Raw genomic sequence first — 16,915 nt, 5'->3', positions numbered from 1 at the left:
ATTCAGTTGATGAATGGCCGGGAATTTTCAACCGACTCTAAAGCGAATAGTATAAAGTATCTGTTCTTGAATGGAATTGGACCTATGTTTTTCGGTAGGCGAACGAATAAAAACCAACATGCCGAAGTGGCGGCAAGCGGTGCGGAAAGAGCGGTCATCTGGCCACTGAAAACGCCGGACGGAGAGCGTGAACTGCCGATAGTTTACAGCGCACGGAAATCGTCGATTGCCTTGAAAGTCCGCAAGGGTGAAGTGGTGCTGGAAATTCCGCAACGCCTTACCAATGGCGAGATCGAGCGTTTGCTGGGTTCAAGAAACGACTGGCTTCACAAACATTATCTGCGCTTGGCCGAACGTTTGCATGAAGATGAAATTCTGTGGCATTCTCACGGAGAGTTTGAATTCTTCGGAGAAAGGCAGAGATTTAAAGTCGTCGATGCCGATTCCGGCACGCTTAAAAAGAAAGCCGTATCGGTCCGCAGAGAAGGCGATATCTGGTGCTTGTCCTGCCACGCTTCGCTCAGTGATTGCGAGCGGAAACGACTGGTTCAAGCGTGGCTGGAACAATATTTACGCCAGGCTTTGCAGCTGCACTTGGACGCGCGACTGTCTCGATTCGCCCAGCAAATTGGAGTCGATTTCGGCAAAGTAGAAATCAAAGGCTATAAAGGGCGCTGGGGTAGCTGCCGGTCAAGTGGCGATCTGCAATTTAACTGGCGTCTGGCGCAGGCACCGGAGTGGGTGGTGGATTATGTGATGGTGCACGAACTCTGTCATCGCATCCACGCCAATCACTCGGCAGCTTTTTGGCAGTTGGTCGAAAGGCATTTCCCACACACCCGGCAAGCCAAGCAGCAGTTGCGGCTGCATGGGCATCGCTGGATCGATTTGTTACAAAAAACCTAATTAAGATGGCACGAGTCGAACGAGTCTATGAGTAAAACGCTATATATCACTGCTAACAGCCGTTTATCGATGAGTTTGAAACAGCAGATGTTTTTATCGACGGCGCAAACTGCGGTTGCCGAAACGCCGGCGGTTATGACCCTGTCGCAGTGGTGGGAACAGTGGTATGAAACCGCTTTGCTCAATGCCGATCTGGTTTTGGACGATCTGCCGGAGAAAGTGTTGGGGGCGTTTGAAGCACAGATGTTGTTGGAGCAGTGTTTGCAGGATGCGTTGCAGACAGAAGACGACGAACTGCAGGAAGGTTCGGCACTGCTCAACTGGAACGCGACCCTCAAACAGCTCTATCAGGCAAGACAGCTTGAAGCTGAATGGTTACAGGAATCCTGGCGGCAAGAAGTGTTTCTGTCGCAGGAGTCCAGGCTATTTATCCGTGTGGTTGATGCCTATAAAGCGATGCTTGCCGAGCGCGGCTGGATGGATGAAAGCATGCTTCAGGAACGGAGATTGATCTGGCTGGAACAGGGCGTCGGCAGCGTGCCTAAAGTTGTTCATTTGCGCGGCTTTGACGAAATCGTCCCTTTTATGCAGCGGTGGATTGGAGCGCTCAGGCAACGCGGTGTCGAAGTGGTTGCGGAAACTGTGAGTGAATCGCTTGCCGTCGATCGCAGTTATTTTCCGGCTCAACATAGCCGCGAAGAGTCGGCTCGTGCGGTGAATTGGGCGTTGCAGACCTGGCGGGATTTACAGCAGTACAAACCGAGTGCGCAGATTAAGATCGCTCTGGTTGCGCCGGATTTGAATGACTATAAGGCTTTATTACAGCAGCAACTCGACGAGCAGTTGTATGTCGCTACGGATTCGCTGCTTGCCTCGCAAAACCCGGATGCCGTCAAACCCTATAATATTTCTCTCGGCGAAGCCTTGTTTGATATTCCTCTGGTGCAACAAGCTTGGCTGAGCCTGCAGCTGTTTTTACAGCCGCATAAGCCGGTGTCGTTCCAGGATTGGAGCCACTGGCTAACTTCGCCGTACAACAGCGCGACTTTGGAATCTCGTCATCAGGCCGATCTGGAAATCCGCCGTCTGCAGTGGTCGCAATTTCATTGGCCGCATCTCTTGGACGTTTTGCAAAAAGGTGCTTCGGAGGAAGAAGGGCGCTTTAATCCCCTGCCGAAAAGTCTGGTTAAGTCTCTGACTGTACTTGCCGATAGGCCCAAATCCGAGTCCCTGTCATTGGACGGGTTTATCGCCGCAGTGCGTTTCTGTCTTGACACTTTGCAGTGGCCTGGATCGCGTACACTGTCCAGCCGTGAATTCCAGCAGAAAAGCGCTTTTGAAAATGCCTTGCAGATGTTTGCATCTCTGCATCTGACCGGTCAATATCCGCTCAGTCGCTGGATGGGGATTCTCGGCCGTTATTTACGCGAACAGATTCACCAGCCGCAAACCGTCGGCCATGCGCCGATTCAGATAATGGGGATGCTTGAGGCTGGTGGTCAGGCGTTTGATGCGTTGTGGATTCTCGGGTTGCACCACGAAGCCTGGCCGCGGGCGGCGAATCCGAATCCGTTTTTGCCGATGCGTCTTCAGCACGAGTTCAAACTGCCGCGTTGCGATGCCCAGCGCGAGTTGAATTATGCTCAGACCCTTAGCATGCGTCTGCTCGGCAGTTGCCGGGAGGTTGTTTTCAGTTACCCGCAGTGGCAAGGTGATGCGCAGCTTCTGCCCAGCCCGCTCTTGAAGAATTGGCAGCCTTTTGAAAGCTTGCCGGGGCTCGACTCGTCGTCACTCGGCATTCTCAATCGTCGACATCGTTTAGGCTCCGTAGAGTGGGTGGAAGATAACCGCGGTTGCCAACTGGCTGAGGGAGCTCTTGCACCCGGCGGAAGCGGCATTCTGCAAGCTCAAAGCCAGTGTCCGTTAATGGCGTATATCGATTACCGTCTTGGGGCGAAGTATGGTTTATTGGATGTCGAAGAGAATCTCGGACAGACCAATCAGGGGATTCTGCTGCATCGAGTCATGGAGCTTTTCTGGCAGGAGACAGGGGATTTGCACGGGCTTCTGTCCCTGAGTGAAGAAGCGTTGCAGCAGCGTTTACAGGAATTGATTGCCGAGGTGTTTGCGGAATTTCAGGATACGCAAAGTGCAGTGTTGCTGGAACTGGAACAAGCGAGAATTCTGCAGCTCTGTCAGGCTTGGCTGGAGATCGAAAAAACACGCAATGCATTTAAAGTCGTTCAGACAGAAGCCAGGCACGAGCTGGAGTTGGGCGGATTGAAATTCAAGGTGGTGGTCGATCGGGTCGATGAGTCAGAGGGGCGTGCGATTATTATTGATTACAAAACCGGTCGCGCCAGTATTAAAGGCCTGTTGCAGGATGAAATCCAGGCACCGCAATTAGCTGTGTATCTGTTTGCTGTACCGGATGATCTGCCGGTGGCGGCGATCGGTTATGCGTTGCTGCATTCCGACGACGGCGTGAAATTGAGCGCCCTGACGGAAGACGACAGTGTTCTGCCGACATCACGTTCAATTACCCTGTTTTCACGTTTGGCCGAAAAAGAGGACGGCGAATTTTTTGACGTGCGTTGGGAGGATTTTTTGCAGAGCCTGCGCAATCAGGTTGAAGATTTAGCGGTCGGCATCCGTCAAGGCGATGCGCGCCTGCGTTTCCGCAAGCTGAGCGATATGGATTATGCTGCCGGACGATTGGCGTTACGTCTTCCTGAGGCTTTAGCACAGTTGGAAGCTTATGAAAACGGTGAGGACGAAGCATGAGTCGTGAAGTCATGATGCAGGCGAGCGAATTTTTGGCGCAGCGTTTTGGCGTTGCGACGGATCACGAGTTGGCTGATGGTCTGGAACGCTTGAGTGCTATTCACCCTTTAGCGTCGTTTATTGTTCAGGCCCCGGCCGGTTCAGGTAAGACTTCGCTGCTGGCCCAGCGTTTTCTGGTATTGCTGTCGCAAGTTGAAGCGCCGGAGCAGATTGTGGCGGTCACTTTCACTAAAAAGGCCGCCGCGGAGATGCGCGAACGGGTGTTTAAATTATTGAATGCCGCTTTGCAGCCGCTTGGACCTCAGGCGAAACTGGTCGAGCGCAATAACTGGTTGTTGGCGCAGAAGGCCTTGCAGCGTGATGCAGAAATGGGCTGGAACCTGCTCGATAATCCGAACCGATTGCGCATCAAAACCATCGATGGATTGAACGGCTACCTGGTCGGACAGATGCCGTTGTTATCGAAAATGGGGACTCAGTCGAGTATCGCCCAAACGCCGGATAAAGTCTATCGCGAGGCCGTCCGAGCCGTTTTGAAAAGTCCGCTGGCCGAAGAGTCGGTGGCGACGCTGTTGCAGTTGGTCAACGGGCGTTATAACCGTGCGGAAGTCCTGTTGATGTCGATGCTGGCCAAGCGCGATCAGTGGATGGCATCGCTATTACCCTACGGTCACGAAGAGACGGCTCTGGAAGCCAGAACGCATTTGGAAACGGCGCTGCAAGAGATCATCATCCAGGAATTGCAAGGTCATCTGCGAGTGTTAAGCGCGCAGTATCCACTGTTTGCCGAGATTTGTGAAATCGCCGCCTATGCGCAGGGGAACGATCAGCCGCAATTGCAAACGATCGCTTCGGCCTGGCCTTTGAGCGAGGAGGCCGACGGTATAGTGCAATGGCGTATTCTGGCCGATTGGATTTTGACGAAAGACAGTAAAGGTTTTCGCAAGCGTCTGACCAAAAACGAAGGATTCCCGAGTGGGAAAGGGGAAGCGAAACAGCGCAAGGATGAGATGAGTGAAATCCTAAAAGCGTTAGATGAAGCCGATGGCTTACAGGGGCGTTTGCGTGAGAGTTTGGCGGTTTTAAAAAGCTTGCCGCAACCGCATTATAGTGACGACCAGTGGCAAAATCTTCAGGCGTTATTGCAATTGTTGAAACTCAGCGCTGCGCATCTGAAGCTGGTTTTTCAGGCACACGGCGAGGCGGACTTTATCGAAATTGCTCAAGCAGCCTTGCAAGCGCTGGGAGACGATGAATCGCCGACCGATCTGGCCCAGCAGCTCGATTATCAGATTCAACATCTGCTGGTTGATGAATTTCAGGATACCAGCCGCGAACAGTTCCGCTTGCTGGAGAAGCTGCTTGCAGGTTGGCAGAGAGACGACGGTCGCAGTGTGTTTCTGGTCGGCGACCCCATGCAGTCGATCTATCGCTTCCGTGAAGCCGAAGTCGGTAACTTCCTCAAGGCATGGCAAGGCGAAATCGGCGGTGTTCCGCTGATTCCGTTGAAATTGCAGGTGAACTTCCGTTCCAGCGGTGGTGTGGTCGATTGGGTCAATCGGCACTTTAAACAGATTTTCCCGAACGAGAGCCTGATTGAGAAAGGGGCGGTGGCCTATAGCGATTCGCAAGCTTTTTCCGATGACTTCTCTGCGGCCGTGCAGACTCATTGGGCATTGAATCGAAGTGCCCGGCAGGAAGTGCTCGACATCGTTGAGGTGATTGACAAGGCTTTGAATGATCAACGGGATATAAAGGCACAGATTGCTGTTTTGGGGCGTTCGCGTTCGCATCTGATGCCGCTGGCGGTGGAGTTGAAAACACGCGGCATTCCTTTCCGTGCCGTCGAGTTGGAAGCACTCTCCGAGCGCCAGGAAATCCAGGACGTGCTTGCCCTGAGTCGCGCCTTATTGCATTTGGGCGATCGCGCTGCCTGGATCGCCCTGCTGCGTACACCGATGATCGGCTTTTCACTGGTAGAGCTGGATAATTTAATCGCCGCCAAGCCGTACAAGACCGTGTGGTCTTTATGGCAGGCTCAAAGCAATGATAGCGACTGGCAAAAAGCTCGCTGGCGACACGCTTTCACCGTCCTGGAAAATGCTTTGCAGCAATTGGGACGACTGCCGTTCTCGCAACTGGTTAGGGAAACCTGGCTGTTGCTGCAGGGGGCTTTGACCGTCGAAAACGATCTGGCGGTAGAGAATGTCGAAGCTTTCTGCCGCGCTTTGTCCGCACATGATCAAGAAACTCTCGACGGCAATGGTTTGCAGCAAATTACCGATGTGTTATATGCCGAAGCGGATGCCAGCGAGGCGAGTTCGGCCATCGAACTGATGACGATGCACAAGTCCAAAGGGCTGGAGTTCGATACGGTGATTCTGCCGTCGTTGGGACGTAAACCGCGTGGTGACGAAAGCTCGCTGATTTCCTGGTTCCAATTCCTGTCGGAAGAGGGAGAAGAGCGCCTGGTTTTTGCCCCGCTTGATCCGAAAGGTACGGATGCGTCCTATCTGAGTCAGTTATTGCGCGGTTTCGAGAAGCAGAAGCAACGTTACGAGCTGGCGCGTTTGTTATATGTCGCTTGTACACGGGCCAAACGGCATCTGCATCTGTTCGGACAGGTCGACTTCGCACTGCAATTCGATCGAGAGGATCGCATGAAAGTGCCGAAGCCTCAGCCTGATTCCCTGCTGGATGTGATGTGGCCCGAGGTCGGCAAAGCGTTTCAAACTCTGGCGGATACTCACGATGAAGCTGGAAATGAGATTCTTGAAACCGAGGCTGTTCTGCCTAAAGTCAGCCGTCTGGACGAGCGGGAAAGCTGTTCATTAGAGATTGTCAAAAATATGGAACGCCAAGCTTTTGCATGGCAGGTTGAGCAAACGCCATCCGAATCGGAAGCTTTTGATGCCAAACGCTTCGATGCCGGGGGGAAGGGGGCGTTTGGCGAGGAGGCGCAAAGCGCTTTGTTAAATACGGCGGTCGGTAATCTGGTACATCGTTTATTGGAACTGAGAGTCGAACAGGGTGTTGAAAATTGGACTCCGGTCTCGATTGAGACGGCGATGCCGTTGTATCGTCGCTGGCTGGCGCAGCAGGGATTGAAGGATCAGCTTCTGAGCAGTGCTGAACAGAGAGTGCAGCGTTGTCTGTTAAATGCATGCAATAATGATCATTTACGTCAGGCTCTTGATTCTTCGTTGGCGGAATCGGCAACCGAGTTAGCGTTGAGTTCGCTGGAAGCCGATCAAGCGGTGCGTAATCATATTATTGACCGGACTTTCGTCGATGAATCCGGGGTGCGCTGGATTGTCGATTACAAGACCAGTGTGTATGAAGGAGAAGATTTACCGGCGTTTCTGCAAGGTAAGGTCTTCGAGTATCAACCGCAGCTGCAAAGATATGGTGAGCTGTTTAAACAGATTGAGCAGCGGCCGCAAAAATGGGTGCTTTATTTCGCTTATGTTGACCAATGGCTTGAGGTGACTCAAGAATTGATGGAAGAAGTTGTGTCAGAATAGTTGCCAACCGTTTGGCAAAACCGTATCAGGAATTATCAAGATCTGATCGCGCAATACTGCACAAGCGTGAAGTTTTGATAATCTGTTGGTTTGTTACAGAGATTATTTCAATGAGGAGGCGGTTATGATCGAGAAAACTCAAGCGCAGATTCTAAAACATCACGGAGGCGATGGAGACTACGCCCGTGAAATGATTACCCGCAGTTATGATCGGCGTCATGATGTCGATTTCTGGGAGTTTTGGAATGCTCAGATGGGCAGTGTAATCGACCACGATGATCTGATTATGGATCTCGGGGCAGGAATCGGCCAGTTCGTCAATGATCTGGCCTTGAGGTATGCACAGAATACGGTGATTGGGATTGAAGCGGCAGAATATATGCTGGTGGCTCAGTTGCCCTTGCCGGAAAATGCGCGCATGCTGCTGGATGATTTGAATGATCCACGTAATTCGATTTCCGAAGGAAAGGTTGCAGCTGTGATGGCAAATATGCTGGTTCATGAATTGAATCAACCGGTAAAACTGTTTCAACGAGTTTTTTCCTGGTTGAAACCGGGCGGCCGCTTCTGTTTGATCGATTTAGTTCGCCAGCCGCTGGAATCCTATCTGGAACACAAGTTCCCGGAGGAAAGCTTGTGGAAAGAACAGGTTGATAAGGCAGCCATTGAAGATGTGTTCCAACATTTTCTTGAACATAACCGTTATCACACCGAAGACTTGATCTATATGTTAAAAGCATGCGGATTCGAGGTGGTCGAAATTACACCGGGCAGTCGAACCGTCCGTTTGGTTGTCGAGAAGCCTTTGCCGCTACGTCAATAGAGTTTATTTCCGGAAGGAGTCATTCCTGTTTTGCGTTTCATTAGCACGCAGCGGGGCTCCTTTCCGGGAGCATTACCGAAAAAGGGACTACAGCTCAAAGCCGGGAGGCGCTATGTCGCATGAAACTTTTCGTTACATTAAAAATTTTTCCGCCTTAACTCTTCAAGATATCCCGCTGGTTGGTGGGAAAAACGCCTCCCTTGGCGAGATGTTCAGTAATTTAACTCCGCTCGGTGTACCCGTTCCCCGCGGTTTTGCCATTACCGCCGACGCCTACCGTTATCTATTGGAAGAAAATGCGCTTTGGCCGCGTCTGCACGAATTACTGGATGCACTTGACCCTGATGATGCTGCCGATTTGCAAAGACGCGGCGCTCAGATTCGTGAATTGATCTATCGTGCCGATTTGCCGCTAGTTTTGCAGGAAGAGATGAGGCTGGCGTATGACGAGTTGATGAACGAGATTGGCAGCGGTTCTTCTTTAGCGATTCGCAGCTCCGCCACAGCCGAAGATTTGCCGAATGCCAGTTTTGCCGGACAGCAGGACACTTACCTGAATATCTCAGGATATGCGGAATTCACCGATGCTTGTCGACGCTGTTTTGCCAGTCTGTTTACCGATCGTGCGATTCACTACCGTATCGACCAGGGGTTTGATCATTTTGAAGTCGCTCTATCGATCGGCGTGCAGGAGATGGTGCGCTCCGATTTGTCCGCGTCCGGCGTCATGTTTACCATCGACACCGAAAGCGGTTTCGACCAGGTGGTGCTGATTACCGGTGCTTACGGATTAGGGGAAAACGTCGTTCAGGGGGCGGTGGATCCGGACGAATTTATGGTACACAAGCCGACCTTTAAGCTGGGGCATCGCTGCGTATTGAAGCGTCACCTCGGCAGTAAAAAAATCAAAATGGTCTATTCTTCGGATCAGAATCGACGTGAGGCGGTAAAAAATATCCCGACTTCGCCAATAGATCGCAAGAAATTCTGTTTAAACGATCAGGAAGTAATGAAGCTGACTGAATATGCGCTGATTATCGAAGACTACTACAGTGAGCAGGCCGGAAGCAACCGCCCGATGGATATCGAATGGGCCAAGGACGGTGTCAGCGGTGAATTGTTTATTGTTCAGGCGCGGCCGGAAACGGTTGTGTCGCAGAAACAGGCTCATCAGTTGGAGCAGTTCCGTTTGTGCCGTACTCCCGATCAGGCCTTGGTATACGGTCGTGCGGTAGGGACTAAAATTGCTGCCGGCCGTGCTCGAGTCATTGAGTCGGTTGAAGAACTGTCGACCTTCAAGGCCGGTGAAGTTTTGGTATCCGATATGACCACTCCGGATTGGGAGCCGGTTATGAAAATGGCCTCCGCTCTGGTAACCAACCGTGGGGGGCGAACTTGTCATGCGGCGATTATCGCGCGCGAACTGGGAATCCCGGCAGTAGTCGGAACGGTCGACGCCACGGCGAAAATCGATAACGGCAGTTGGATTACTGTGTCCTGCGCTCAAGGCGATCAGGGAAATGTCTATGCCGGGCAGGTCGAGTATGAAGTTATTCATACCGACTTGAGCGATCTGCCGAAACCGAAAACGCATTTGATGATGAATATCGCGGATCCTCAGTCGGCCTTTAACATCAATCGATTGCCGAATGACGGTGTTGGCCTGGCGCGGATGGAATTCATTATTAATAATCAGATCAAGGCGCATCCGATGGCGTTGCTCTATCCGCAAAAAGTAATGTCGGAACAGACGCGTGCCGAGTTGGAGGGTTTAATCGCAGGTTATGAATCCGGCGCTCGTTTTTTTACGCAGACTTTGTCGGAAGGGATTGGGCAGCTGGCAGCGGCATTTTATCCGAAACCGGTAGTAATCCGTCTTTCGGACTTCAAATCCAACGAATATGCCAATCTGCTCGGCGGTAAATATTTCGAGCTGCATGAAGAGAACCCGATGATCGGTTTTCGCGGCGCGGTTCGTTATAACGATCCCGACTTTGCCGAAGCCTTTGAACTGGAATGCCAGGCGTTGCAGCGTGTGCGTCAGCAGATGGGTCTGAAAAACGTCATTATCATGGTGCCTTTCTGTCGACGTGTTCAGGAAGCTAAGCAGGTTCTGGAGAATCTAGCAGCAAACGGTCTGGTACGCGGTCAGGATGGCTTGCAGGTTTATATGATGTGTGAAATTCCGAATAATGTGCTGCTGATCGACGAATTTTCCGAGTATTTCGACGGCTTCTCGATCGGTACCAACGACCTCACTCAGCTGGTGCTGGGGGTGGATCGTGATTCGCAGAAAGTGGCCGCCGATTATGACGAGAGGGATCCCGGCGTTAAAAAAATGGTTGCCATGGCGATCGAAGGTGCCAAACGCAACCATCGACATATCGGTTTATGCGGGCAGGCGCCGTCGGATTTTCCCGACTATACCGAATTTCTGGTCGAGCAGGGAATTGATGCGATCAGTCTGAATCCGGATTCGATTTTAAAAACCCAGAAGCTGGTGTTGAGCGCCGAAGCGAGCAAATAACGGCGATTGTTGCGAAAAGGGTGTGAAGAACCTAAAAGGCGTTTTGAATCCATTCGGGTTGAGTGTCATTTCCGCTGAAAGTTATGACATCGAAACGCATCGGGCAGCTTTGGTATTCGGCATGTGATTGCAGAAAAACCTCGGCGCAATGACGTATTTTGCCTTGCTTTCCCGCGGTGACGAATTCGCTAGGATGGCCGTGATCGAGGTTTTTACGGTATTTCACTTCGATAAACACCAGATAATCGTCATGTCGGCAGATCAGGTCGATCTCCCCGCCTCTACAACGAAAGTTTTCTTCCACGCATTTTACCCCTTGTTTACTGAGCCATTTTTGCGCCTGGTTTTCTTTGCGTTTGCCGATTGCGAACATTTTAGTTTCTAATCCTGAAACGCCTACTGCGCTTGAATTTTCCCTTCATCGTCGTAGGTTGCCCAGATCAGGGTTTGCTCAATCTGATTGGTTTGCGGATTCAGGCGCAGTTTTCCGGTTTTACCGTTGGATATCTGTCCGCCGGCACGCAAAACCGATAGGTGCGTTGCCGCCAGATAGCTGTCCCAGCCGAAAGCTTCAAACAACGTTTCCAAACTGTCCGGGGTAACCGAAGCCGGAGCTGCCAAAAATTGCAGCCCTTTTAAATCATGCAGTGATTGCGTGTTGGTTAAAACCTTTGGCGCCGCTTCCGATGAAGAGAAGACCGGAATTTTTAACTGATAGTAGGCAAACTGCGGTTTGAAGACGGCGATTCGCTGCGGTTCGTCAAAAATCACTACCGCGTTTAAATCTTCGCGAATCCGCGGGAAGAATTCGATTTTCTCGCCGCTGATCCGTCTCAAAATCTGATAGCGTTCACTGCTGGAGGTTTCGTTGATCAGGTCGCTTAAAGCGTTTCTCAAGCGCGGATTATCATCCGGATAGGTTTGCAGAACCGCTTGGTGGCCGTTTTCCAGTTCCCACTGGTTTTTCAACTCTTGCGCCTGTTTCAATTGGGCAGCGGAGTCTGGGGTGAGGATACCGAGGTTTTTATAACCGTAAGCGTTAAGGCGTTGAATCAGCTGCCCGATTTCGTGAGCCGATTTAAAACTGAATTCGGTAAAAGGCGCGTTATCGACCCGGTTCAGCGCAATAATGTCGGCATCGTTTAACGGAATCAGCTGTTGAATGGATTCTTTTAGCAATGGCCCGATAATCATGTCGGCACCATCCTGCTTAGCCTGGTAGTAGGTATTCTCGATACGGCTTGGATCGGAGGTGTCGTAAAATTGAATGCGACCGCTGCGCTCGGAAGCGAAATAGGCTTTTAGAATGCCTTCTTTAATCTGTTCTCCGACCTGCTGATAACGGCCTTGAAGAGGCAGAAGTACCGCGATATTGTTGTAACTGGTCAGATCGCTGAAATTATCGATCAGCTGTGGCAAGAGGTGCGCCTGATAGATGGCAAACGGCTCTTCCTGTCGGACCTGTTGCAGACGGTTTTCCAGTTTATCGGCACTGCTGCGCGAGGCTTTTAATAGGCGAATCCAGCTTTGTACGATGCGCGAAGGTTCCTGTTCGAGCTGGGCGACGTTGCTGTCGGAAAGCAGCTGGAGTTTTTGCCAGACGGCATATTCTATTTTTTCACGGCCTTCGTCATCCGATGCCTGCCAGAATTGCTGGTTCAGTTCGAGATAGCTTACCCAGTCGCCGTTCAGATCCGCTGTATTGATTCGCTGCTGCAAATCGGATTCGCCACCGATCGGCAAGGCTTGCGGTTGCAGATCAAATCCAGGTTGCTGGATGCCAATGGTTTCTAGCACCTGCTCCGGCTGTTTAGGTGGTTGCGGTTCGGGAGGCGTTACCGGTTTGTGTCTTTCGACCGGTGGAACCTTAGGTGGGATCGAACAGGCGGATAAGGCCAGAATCATCGCGACGGAGAAAGTTTTGCCAAGGGATAGGGCGCGGGAAAAAACGGTCTTGTCAGTCATTTTTCTATAGAATAGTTGTCTGTTATTAGAAAGCGATTATAGCCGATTCCTACAGGCGAAGTGTTATTGAAGCGCGTTTACGGAAAATTCTTTTTATTCCGTTATCAGTCAGGGTTTTGTTTTAATTAAATGTGAGCGATTTATGCGGCCTTAGCGGCTGGAAACGGGAGTTAGATGGAAACAGTTAATCACAGCGGCAGCCTATTTATCGTAGCGACGCCAATCGGCAATCTTAAGGACTTTACTCAGCGGGCGATCGAGACGCTTTCTTCGGTTGACTGGATCGCAGCCGAAGATACTCGCCACAGTAAGCCGTTGTTGCAGCATTTTGCCATTAACAAGCCGCTGATCAGTTTGCATGACCATAATGAGCAGGAGCGTATTGAAGGGGTTAAACAGCGACTGCGTCAGGGTGAAAACGGTGCTTTGATTTCCGATGCCGGCACGCCTTTGATTAACGACCCCGGTTATCATCTGGTCAAGGCGTTACGGGATGAGGGGTTTAGTGTGGTTCCGATTCCCGGGCCAAGTGCGGTGATTACCGCCTTATGCGCCGCAGGTATGCCGACCGACCGTTTCAGCTACGAAGGATTTTTGCCTGCCAAAGCCGCCAAGCGTTTGCAGGTTTTGCAGACGTTGACGCAAGAGGGCCGAACGATGGTGTTTTATGAGTCTCCGCATCGCTTGCAGGCAACTCTGGAGGCGATGTTGGAGGTTTTCGGTGCCGAAAGGCAGGCGGTAGTGGCCAAGGAGTTGACCAAACAGTTCGAGCAGTTCGTCGGCAGCGATCTTGGTGAAATTGTCGAGTACTTCAAACAGAACCCGGATCGAGTGCGTGGCGAATTCGTCATCATGCTGCAAGGGGCCGACGAGCAGCCTGAGCGTGAAGAGAATGCTGACGATGTGCTGATTTTATTGTTGTTGAAGCAGTCTTTGCCGGTAAAGCAGATCGCTGAAATCGTCAGTGAGTACGGTGGTCGTAAAAAGAAAGCGGTCTATCAAAGAGCGCAGGAGCTAAAAGATATGCAAATGGATAATGGCTAGCGCTGCTTATTCGCTTAATTGCCCTGAGGCTTTCAACGCTTTGATCGAATAGATGTCGTAGCGGGTATTCGGGCTGCTGATATTGGTACTGGGCTGAATGGTCGGATGAAAAACCGGTTCAGCGCCTTTCGGACGTTTAACCACTACGCGGTAAGTCGCTTTGTGCAGAGCGGCATCCAACAAATTTTCACTGTCGGTATCGGCGCCGAGCATTTTTTGCAACATGGCCATCTCTTTTTTAACCGCGGCCTTTTTCTTTTTATGTGGATACATCGGATCCATATAGACGACATCGACTTGATCTGCGGTTTGCCGTAAATACTGCGCGCTATCGGAGTGAACTAATCGCATATGTTGCAAAGTTTGCAGAATCTCCGAGTCTTCACTCAATCGTGCACGCTGCAAGGCGTCGAACAGCAAGGCGGCGACTGCCTGACTACGCTCGATCAGTGTTACCTCAAATCCCTGTGATGCCAGAACATAACTGTCTCCGCCCATACCGGCGGTTGCGTCGACAACGTTCGGCAAAGTATTTTCCAGTTGTCCCATCGCTCTGACCAGCGGTTGTCCTTTACCGCCGCCGAACTGGCGACGATGAGCTTTTTTTCCGGCCAGGAAGTCGATCGAAATCGGTGATTTGCCGCCGTCATTCAGCTCGAGAATATGGCCCTCATCCGTCTCCTTCCAACTAAGTAAAAAGTCAGGTATCTCCGACAATTGAGATAGCAGGGGGATGGTGAATGTCTCTGCGATCAAATGGCTTGATTCGGGACAGAATTTGTCGTCTATAGCGATCACAGATGGCCGCCCCTCAGACTGATAATAATACTAAAACCAAGCGCAGCATTAATGAATCCATAGAGCGAAAATGTCAGCCATAGCCATTTTGATTGTTCGCCGCTCAGGCGGAAATAGAAATAGGGGGTGAACAGAATGGTGGCGTTAACTATTGCACTGGCGATTTGGGTTGTCGTATTTTGCAGATTAAATAGATCCCACAGCAAGGTAGACGGCACCGATCCGAGCAAAATGCTGTACTGCCAGGCGGCAATTTTTCCCAATGGAATAAAGGCTGCAAAAATCAAGCTCCATGCAAATCCGTAGAGGAAGGTTTTGCAAAGCGGTTGGCACAGGATTGGTTTCGAGGAGGATAAGGATTTTCTGGGTGTCACAAGGGTTCCGGTTCTGTTTTTGAGCAATTGGAAGGTTGCGTCATTCTGATTTGTCGTTGCTCGACGACTTGTGCGTATAATAACATCTTCTTGGAAAAGCCAAAACTACAGGGAAACATGCGGGGGAGAGAGTTTGGATTATCGTATTTGTAAAGGCCGACAACGCTTGTCGGTTCCATTGCTATCTGTTTTCCTGGTCTTGTTGCTGCTATTGAAAGTCGCTTGGGTTGAGGCGGGGACGCAACCTCCCCAGGCCGTTCTGAAGAAGGTAGCCGATAACTCTCAGGCAGGATTGTTGTGGCGTGACGAGAAGGGCAAAGCTTTACGGGAGATTCGCGCCGATCAATCTTTTATTCCCGCTTCGACAACCAAATTGGTGACCGCTCTGATGGCGCTCGATCATTGGGGCGAAGATTATCGTTTTAAGACCGAATTTTATCTGTTGCAAAATGAGGATGGTGCGCCGGCTCTGTTGATCAAAGGCTATGGTGATCCATTTCTGGTTTCCGAAGAGTTAAGCATGATGGCTGAAGAAGTGGTCGCTAATTTGCAGCAACGTGGTGTTCCCCGTATTCAGCGTCTTCTGCTGGATGACGGCTATTATCGTGATGGCACGGTTCTTCCGGGGACAGGAGACTCTTCCAATCCGTATGATGCTGTGCCGTCGGCCTTGGCAGCCAATTTCAACAGTATCTATATTCGTCGAAATTCGAAACAGTGGATGAGTGCCGAACCTCAAACGCCTCTGACCGAGTTATCGAAAAAGGTTGCTCAGACTCAGTGGGATCAACATCCATTCAAAGGCGCCGAGCGCTTCAATCTTGGCGCGGAAACACAAGCCGGTAGCCGTTATTTCGGCGAGCTTTTTTCACTGTTCTTACAGCAGAAAGGGCTGCAAATCGAACAAGCGCCTGTCGGACGAAAAATATCCGCTGCAGAGCATCGCGACGATTTGTTAATGACCTATCGTAACACTCGTACTCTCGGTGAGATGATTCGTTCGATGCTGGCTTTTTCGACCAATTTTATTGCCAACCAACTTGCCCTGAATCTGGCGGCAGATGCTTCTGGCAAACCAGCAGATGGCGATAAGGTGAGTCGTTACTACCAGCAGTGGTTGAAAAGCCGTTTTGGCTGGACTTCCTTTCATTTGGAAGACGGTGCCGGTTTATCTAAGGAGAATCGGCTGACGCCTCAGCAGCTGTCGGAAGTGCTCAAAGCGTTTTATCCGTGGCGTTATCTGTTACCCGAAATTGAACCAGGGATCTATGCAAAAACCGGTACTTTGAAAGGTGTCAGTTGTCTGGCAGGCTACATCGTCAAAGAAGGTCATTGGCAGCCGTTTGCTTTAATGGTGAATTCTCCGGTCGCTTATCATTTCCGAATTCAGGTGGCGCAAGCACTGCAGTCGGCCGGTGCAAAATGAGCGTGTCGGAATGGATGCGATGTTTCTCTGCGGCGGCCGGTTTTTCCTGCTGGTGTTTGCAGGGGGTTTGCTGTACTATAGCGCCACAAAAGTGGGTCGGACAACCGCGGAGGTTTTAGCCTCGGAGGAAAGTCCGGGCACCGCAGAGCAGGATGCCAGCTAACCGCTGGGCGGCGTGAGCCGACGGCCAGTGCAGCAGAGAGTAAACCGCCGATGTTCGTTTAGGCGAGCAGGTAAGGGTGAAAGGGTGCGGTAAGAGCGCACCGCGGATCTGGTAACAGAGACGGCATGGTAAACCCCATCCGGTGCAAGACCAAATAGGGAAACATAGTCGCTGCTTGCAGCGGCGCTCTGCTGCTCGTAGAGGTTTCCGGGTAGGTCGCTTGAGTGAAGCAGTGATGCTTTTTCCAGATGAATGGTTGTCACTCCTTTGGAGTACAGAACCCGGCTTATAGACCCACTTTTCTTTTTTCTAGCAAGTTTTTGTCTGTGTTTTATTGATTTTTCTTCCCAGAGAGTGGATGTTTTTTGCCGTTTTTGGAAGTCAGATCTGTTTTTAGGGAAAATTCCCCACCTTTTCTCCTGTCAGTCTTTTTCGTTCCCTTTTTATCTTGAATTTGCCGTTCTAAAGCCTGTTCGCTTTCTGACGTTTCCTGCTTCACGCAAGTTTTTTTATGCCGGATAAATTTAAATTTTTCTCAATTTAAAAAAATATTTTCATTTTATTGAAACCACCTTGTTACT

Annotated in this window: 12 protein-coding genes and 1 other RNA gene; 8 read left to right on the top strand and 5 right to left on the bottom strand. The window is 50.9% G+C overall.

What is annotated here, in order from left to right; genetic code table 11:
• Nucleotides 1-84: 84 nt before the first annotated feature.
• From H8792_RS08620 to ppsA, 5 genes are all read left to right on the top strand, one after another.
• The gene (locus tag H8792_RS08620; RefSeq protein WP_185978546.1) at nt 85-906 is read left to right on the top strand and encodes a M48 family metallopeptidase; all 822 of its coding nucleotides are present in this window, start codon (nt 85-87) and stop codon (nt 904-906) included.
• Between the two features lie 27 nt (nt 907-933).
• Nucleotides 934-3,690: a PD-(D/E)XK nuclease family protein gene (locus tag H8792_RS08615; protein ID WP_185978545.1), complete on the top strand. Its 2,757-nt coding sequence runs from the start codon at nt 934-936 to the stop codon at nt 3,688-3,690.
• A complete protein-coding gene (locus H8792_RS08610; protein WP_185978544.1) occupies nt 3,687-7,214 on the top strand; it encodes a UvrD-helicase domain-containing protein in 3,528 nt (1,175 codons plus the stop codon). The genes H8792_RS08615 and H8792_RS08610 overlap by 4 nt, the downstream gene beginning before the upstream one ends.
• Before the next feature lie 124 nt (nt 7,215-7,338).
• Nucleotides 7,339-8,037 (top strand): class I SAM-dependent methyltransferase, encoded by a 699-nt coding sequence (locus H8792_RS08605; RefSeq protein ID WP_228767034.1) that lies wholly within the window; start codon nt 7,339-7,341, stop codon nt 8,035-8,037.
• Nucleotides 8,038-8,149: 112 nt separating this feature from the next.
• Entirely contained in the window at nt 8,150-10,564 is a 2,415-nt protein-coding gene (ppsA, locus tag H8792_RS08600; protein WP_185978543.1) for a phosphoenolpyruvate synthase, read from the top strand.
• Between the two features lie 31 nt (nt 10,565-10,595).
• Here the strand turns inward: ppsA and H8792_RS08595 are convergent, their stop codons facing one another.
• Both H8792_RS08595 and H8792_RS08590 read right to left on the bottom strand, forming a co-directional pair.
• Nucleotides 10,596-10,937 carry a YraN family protein gene (locus H8792_RS08595; RefSeq protein WP_185978542.1) on the bottom strand — a complete coding sequence of 114 codons (342 nt, stop codon included), beginning with the start codon at nt 10,935-10,937 and terminating at the stop codon, nt 10,596-10,598.
• Nucleotides 10,938-10,960: 23 nt separating this feature from the next.
• Nucleotides 10,961-12,529 carry a penicillin-binding protein activator gene (locus H8792_RS08590; protein WP_185978541.1) on the bottom strand — a complete coding sequence of 523 codons (1,569 nt, stop codon included), beginning with the start codon at nt 12,527-12,529 and terminating at the stop codon, nt 10,961-10,963.
• Nucleotides 12,530-12,703: 174 nt separating this feature from the next.
• Between H8792_RS08590 and rsmI the strand changes: the two genes are divergently transcribed.
• Nucleotides 12,704-13,573, top strand: a complete 870-nt coding sequence (gene rsmI / locus H8792_RS08585) for a 16S rRNA (cytidine(1402)-2'-O)-methyltransferase (protein ID WP_185978540.1) — start codon at nt 12,704-12,706, stop codon at nt 13,571-13,573.
• A gap of 6 nt (nt 13,574-13,579) precedes the next feature.
• Here rsmI and H8792_RS08580 read toward each other — a convergent pair whose 3' ends face one another.
• Nucleotides 13,580-14,371, bottom strand: coding sequence for a class I SAM-dependent methyltransferase (locus tag H8792_RS08580; RefSeq protein WP_185978539.1), 792 nt, complete (start codon nt 14,369-14,371; stop codon nt 13,580-13,582).
• Entirely contained in the window at nt 14,368-14,745 is a 378-nt protein-coding gene (locus H8792_RS08575; protein WP_194947657.1) for a hypothetical protein, read from the bottom strand. The genes H8792_RS08580 and H8792_RS08575 overlap by 4 nt, the downstream gene beginning before the upstream one ends.
• 133 nt (nt 14,746-14,878) lie before the next feature.
• Here H8792_RS08575 and H8792_RS08570 point away from each other — a divergent pair, with 133 nt between their 5' ends.
• Nucleotides 14,879-16,171, top strand: coding sequence for a D-alanyl-D-alanine carboxypeptidase/D-alanyl-D-alanine-endopeptidase (locus H8792_RS08570; protein ID WP_185978537.1), 1,293 nt, complete (start codon nt 14,879-14,881; stop codon nt 16,169-16,171).
• An 88-nt stretch (nt 16,172-16,259) separates the two neighbouring features.
• Nucleotides 16,260-16,639, top strand: an RNA gene (rnpB, locus tag H8792_RS08565) — RNase P RNA component class A.
• Nucleotides 16,640-16,665: 26 nt separating this feature from the next.
• Here rnpB and H8792_RS08560 read toward each other — a convergent pair.
• A complete protein-coding gene (locus tag H8792_RS08560) occupies nt 16,666-16,833 on the bottom strand; it encodes a hypothetical protein (RefSeq protein WP_185978536.1) in 168 nt (55 codons plus the stop codon).
• Between the last annotated feature and the right edge of the window lie 82 nt (nt 16,834-16,915).

Source organism: Thiomicrorhabdus heinhorstiae, from assembly GCF_013391765.2.
Lineage (GTDB): Bacteria > Pseudomonadota > Gammaproteobacteria > Thiomicrospirales > Thiomicrospiraceae > Thiomicrorhabdus > Thiomicrorhabdus heinhorstiae.
The sequence above is the reverse complement of the archived record's forward strand: the minus strand, read 5'-3'. Positions and strand labels throughout refer to the sequence as shown.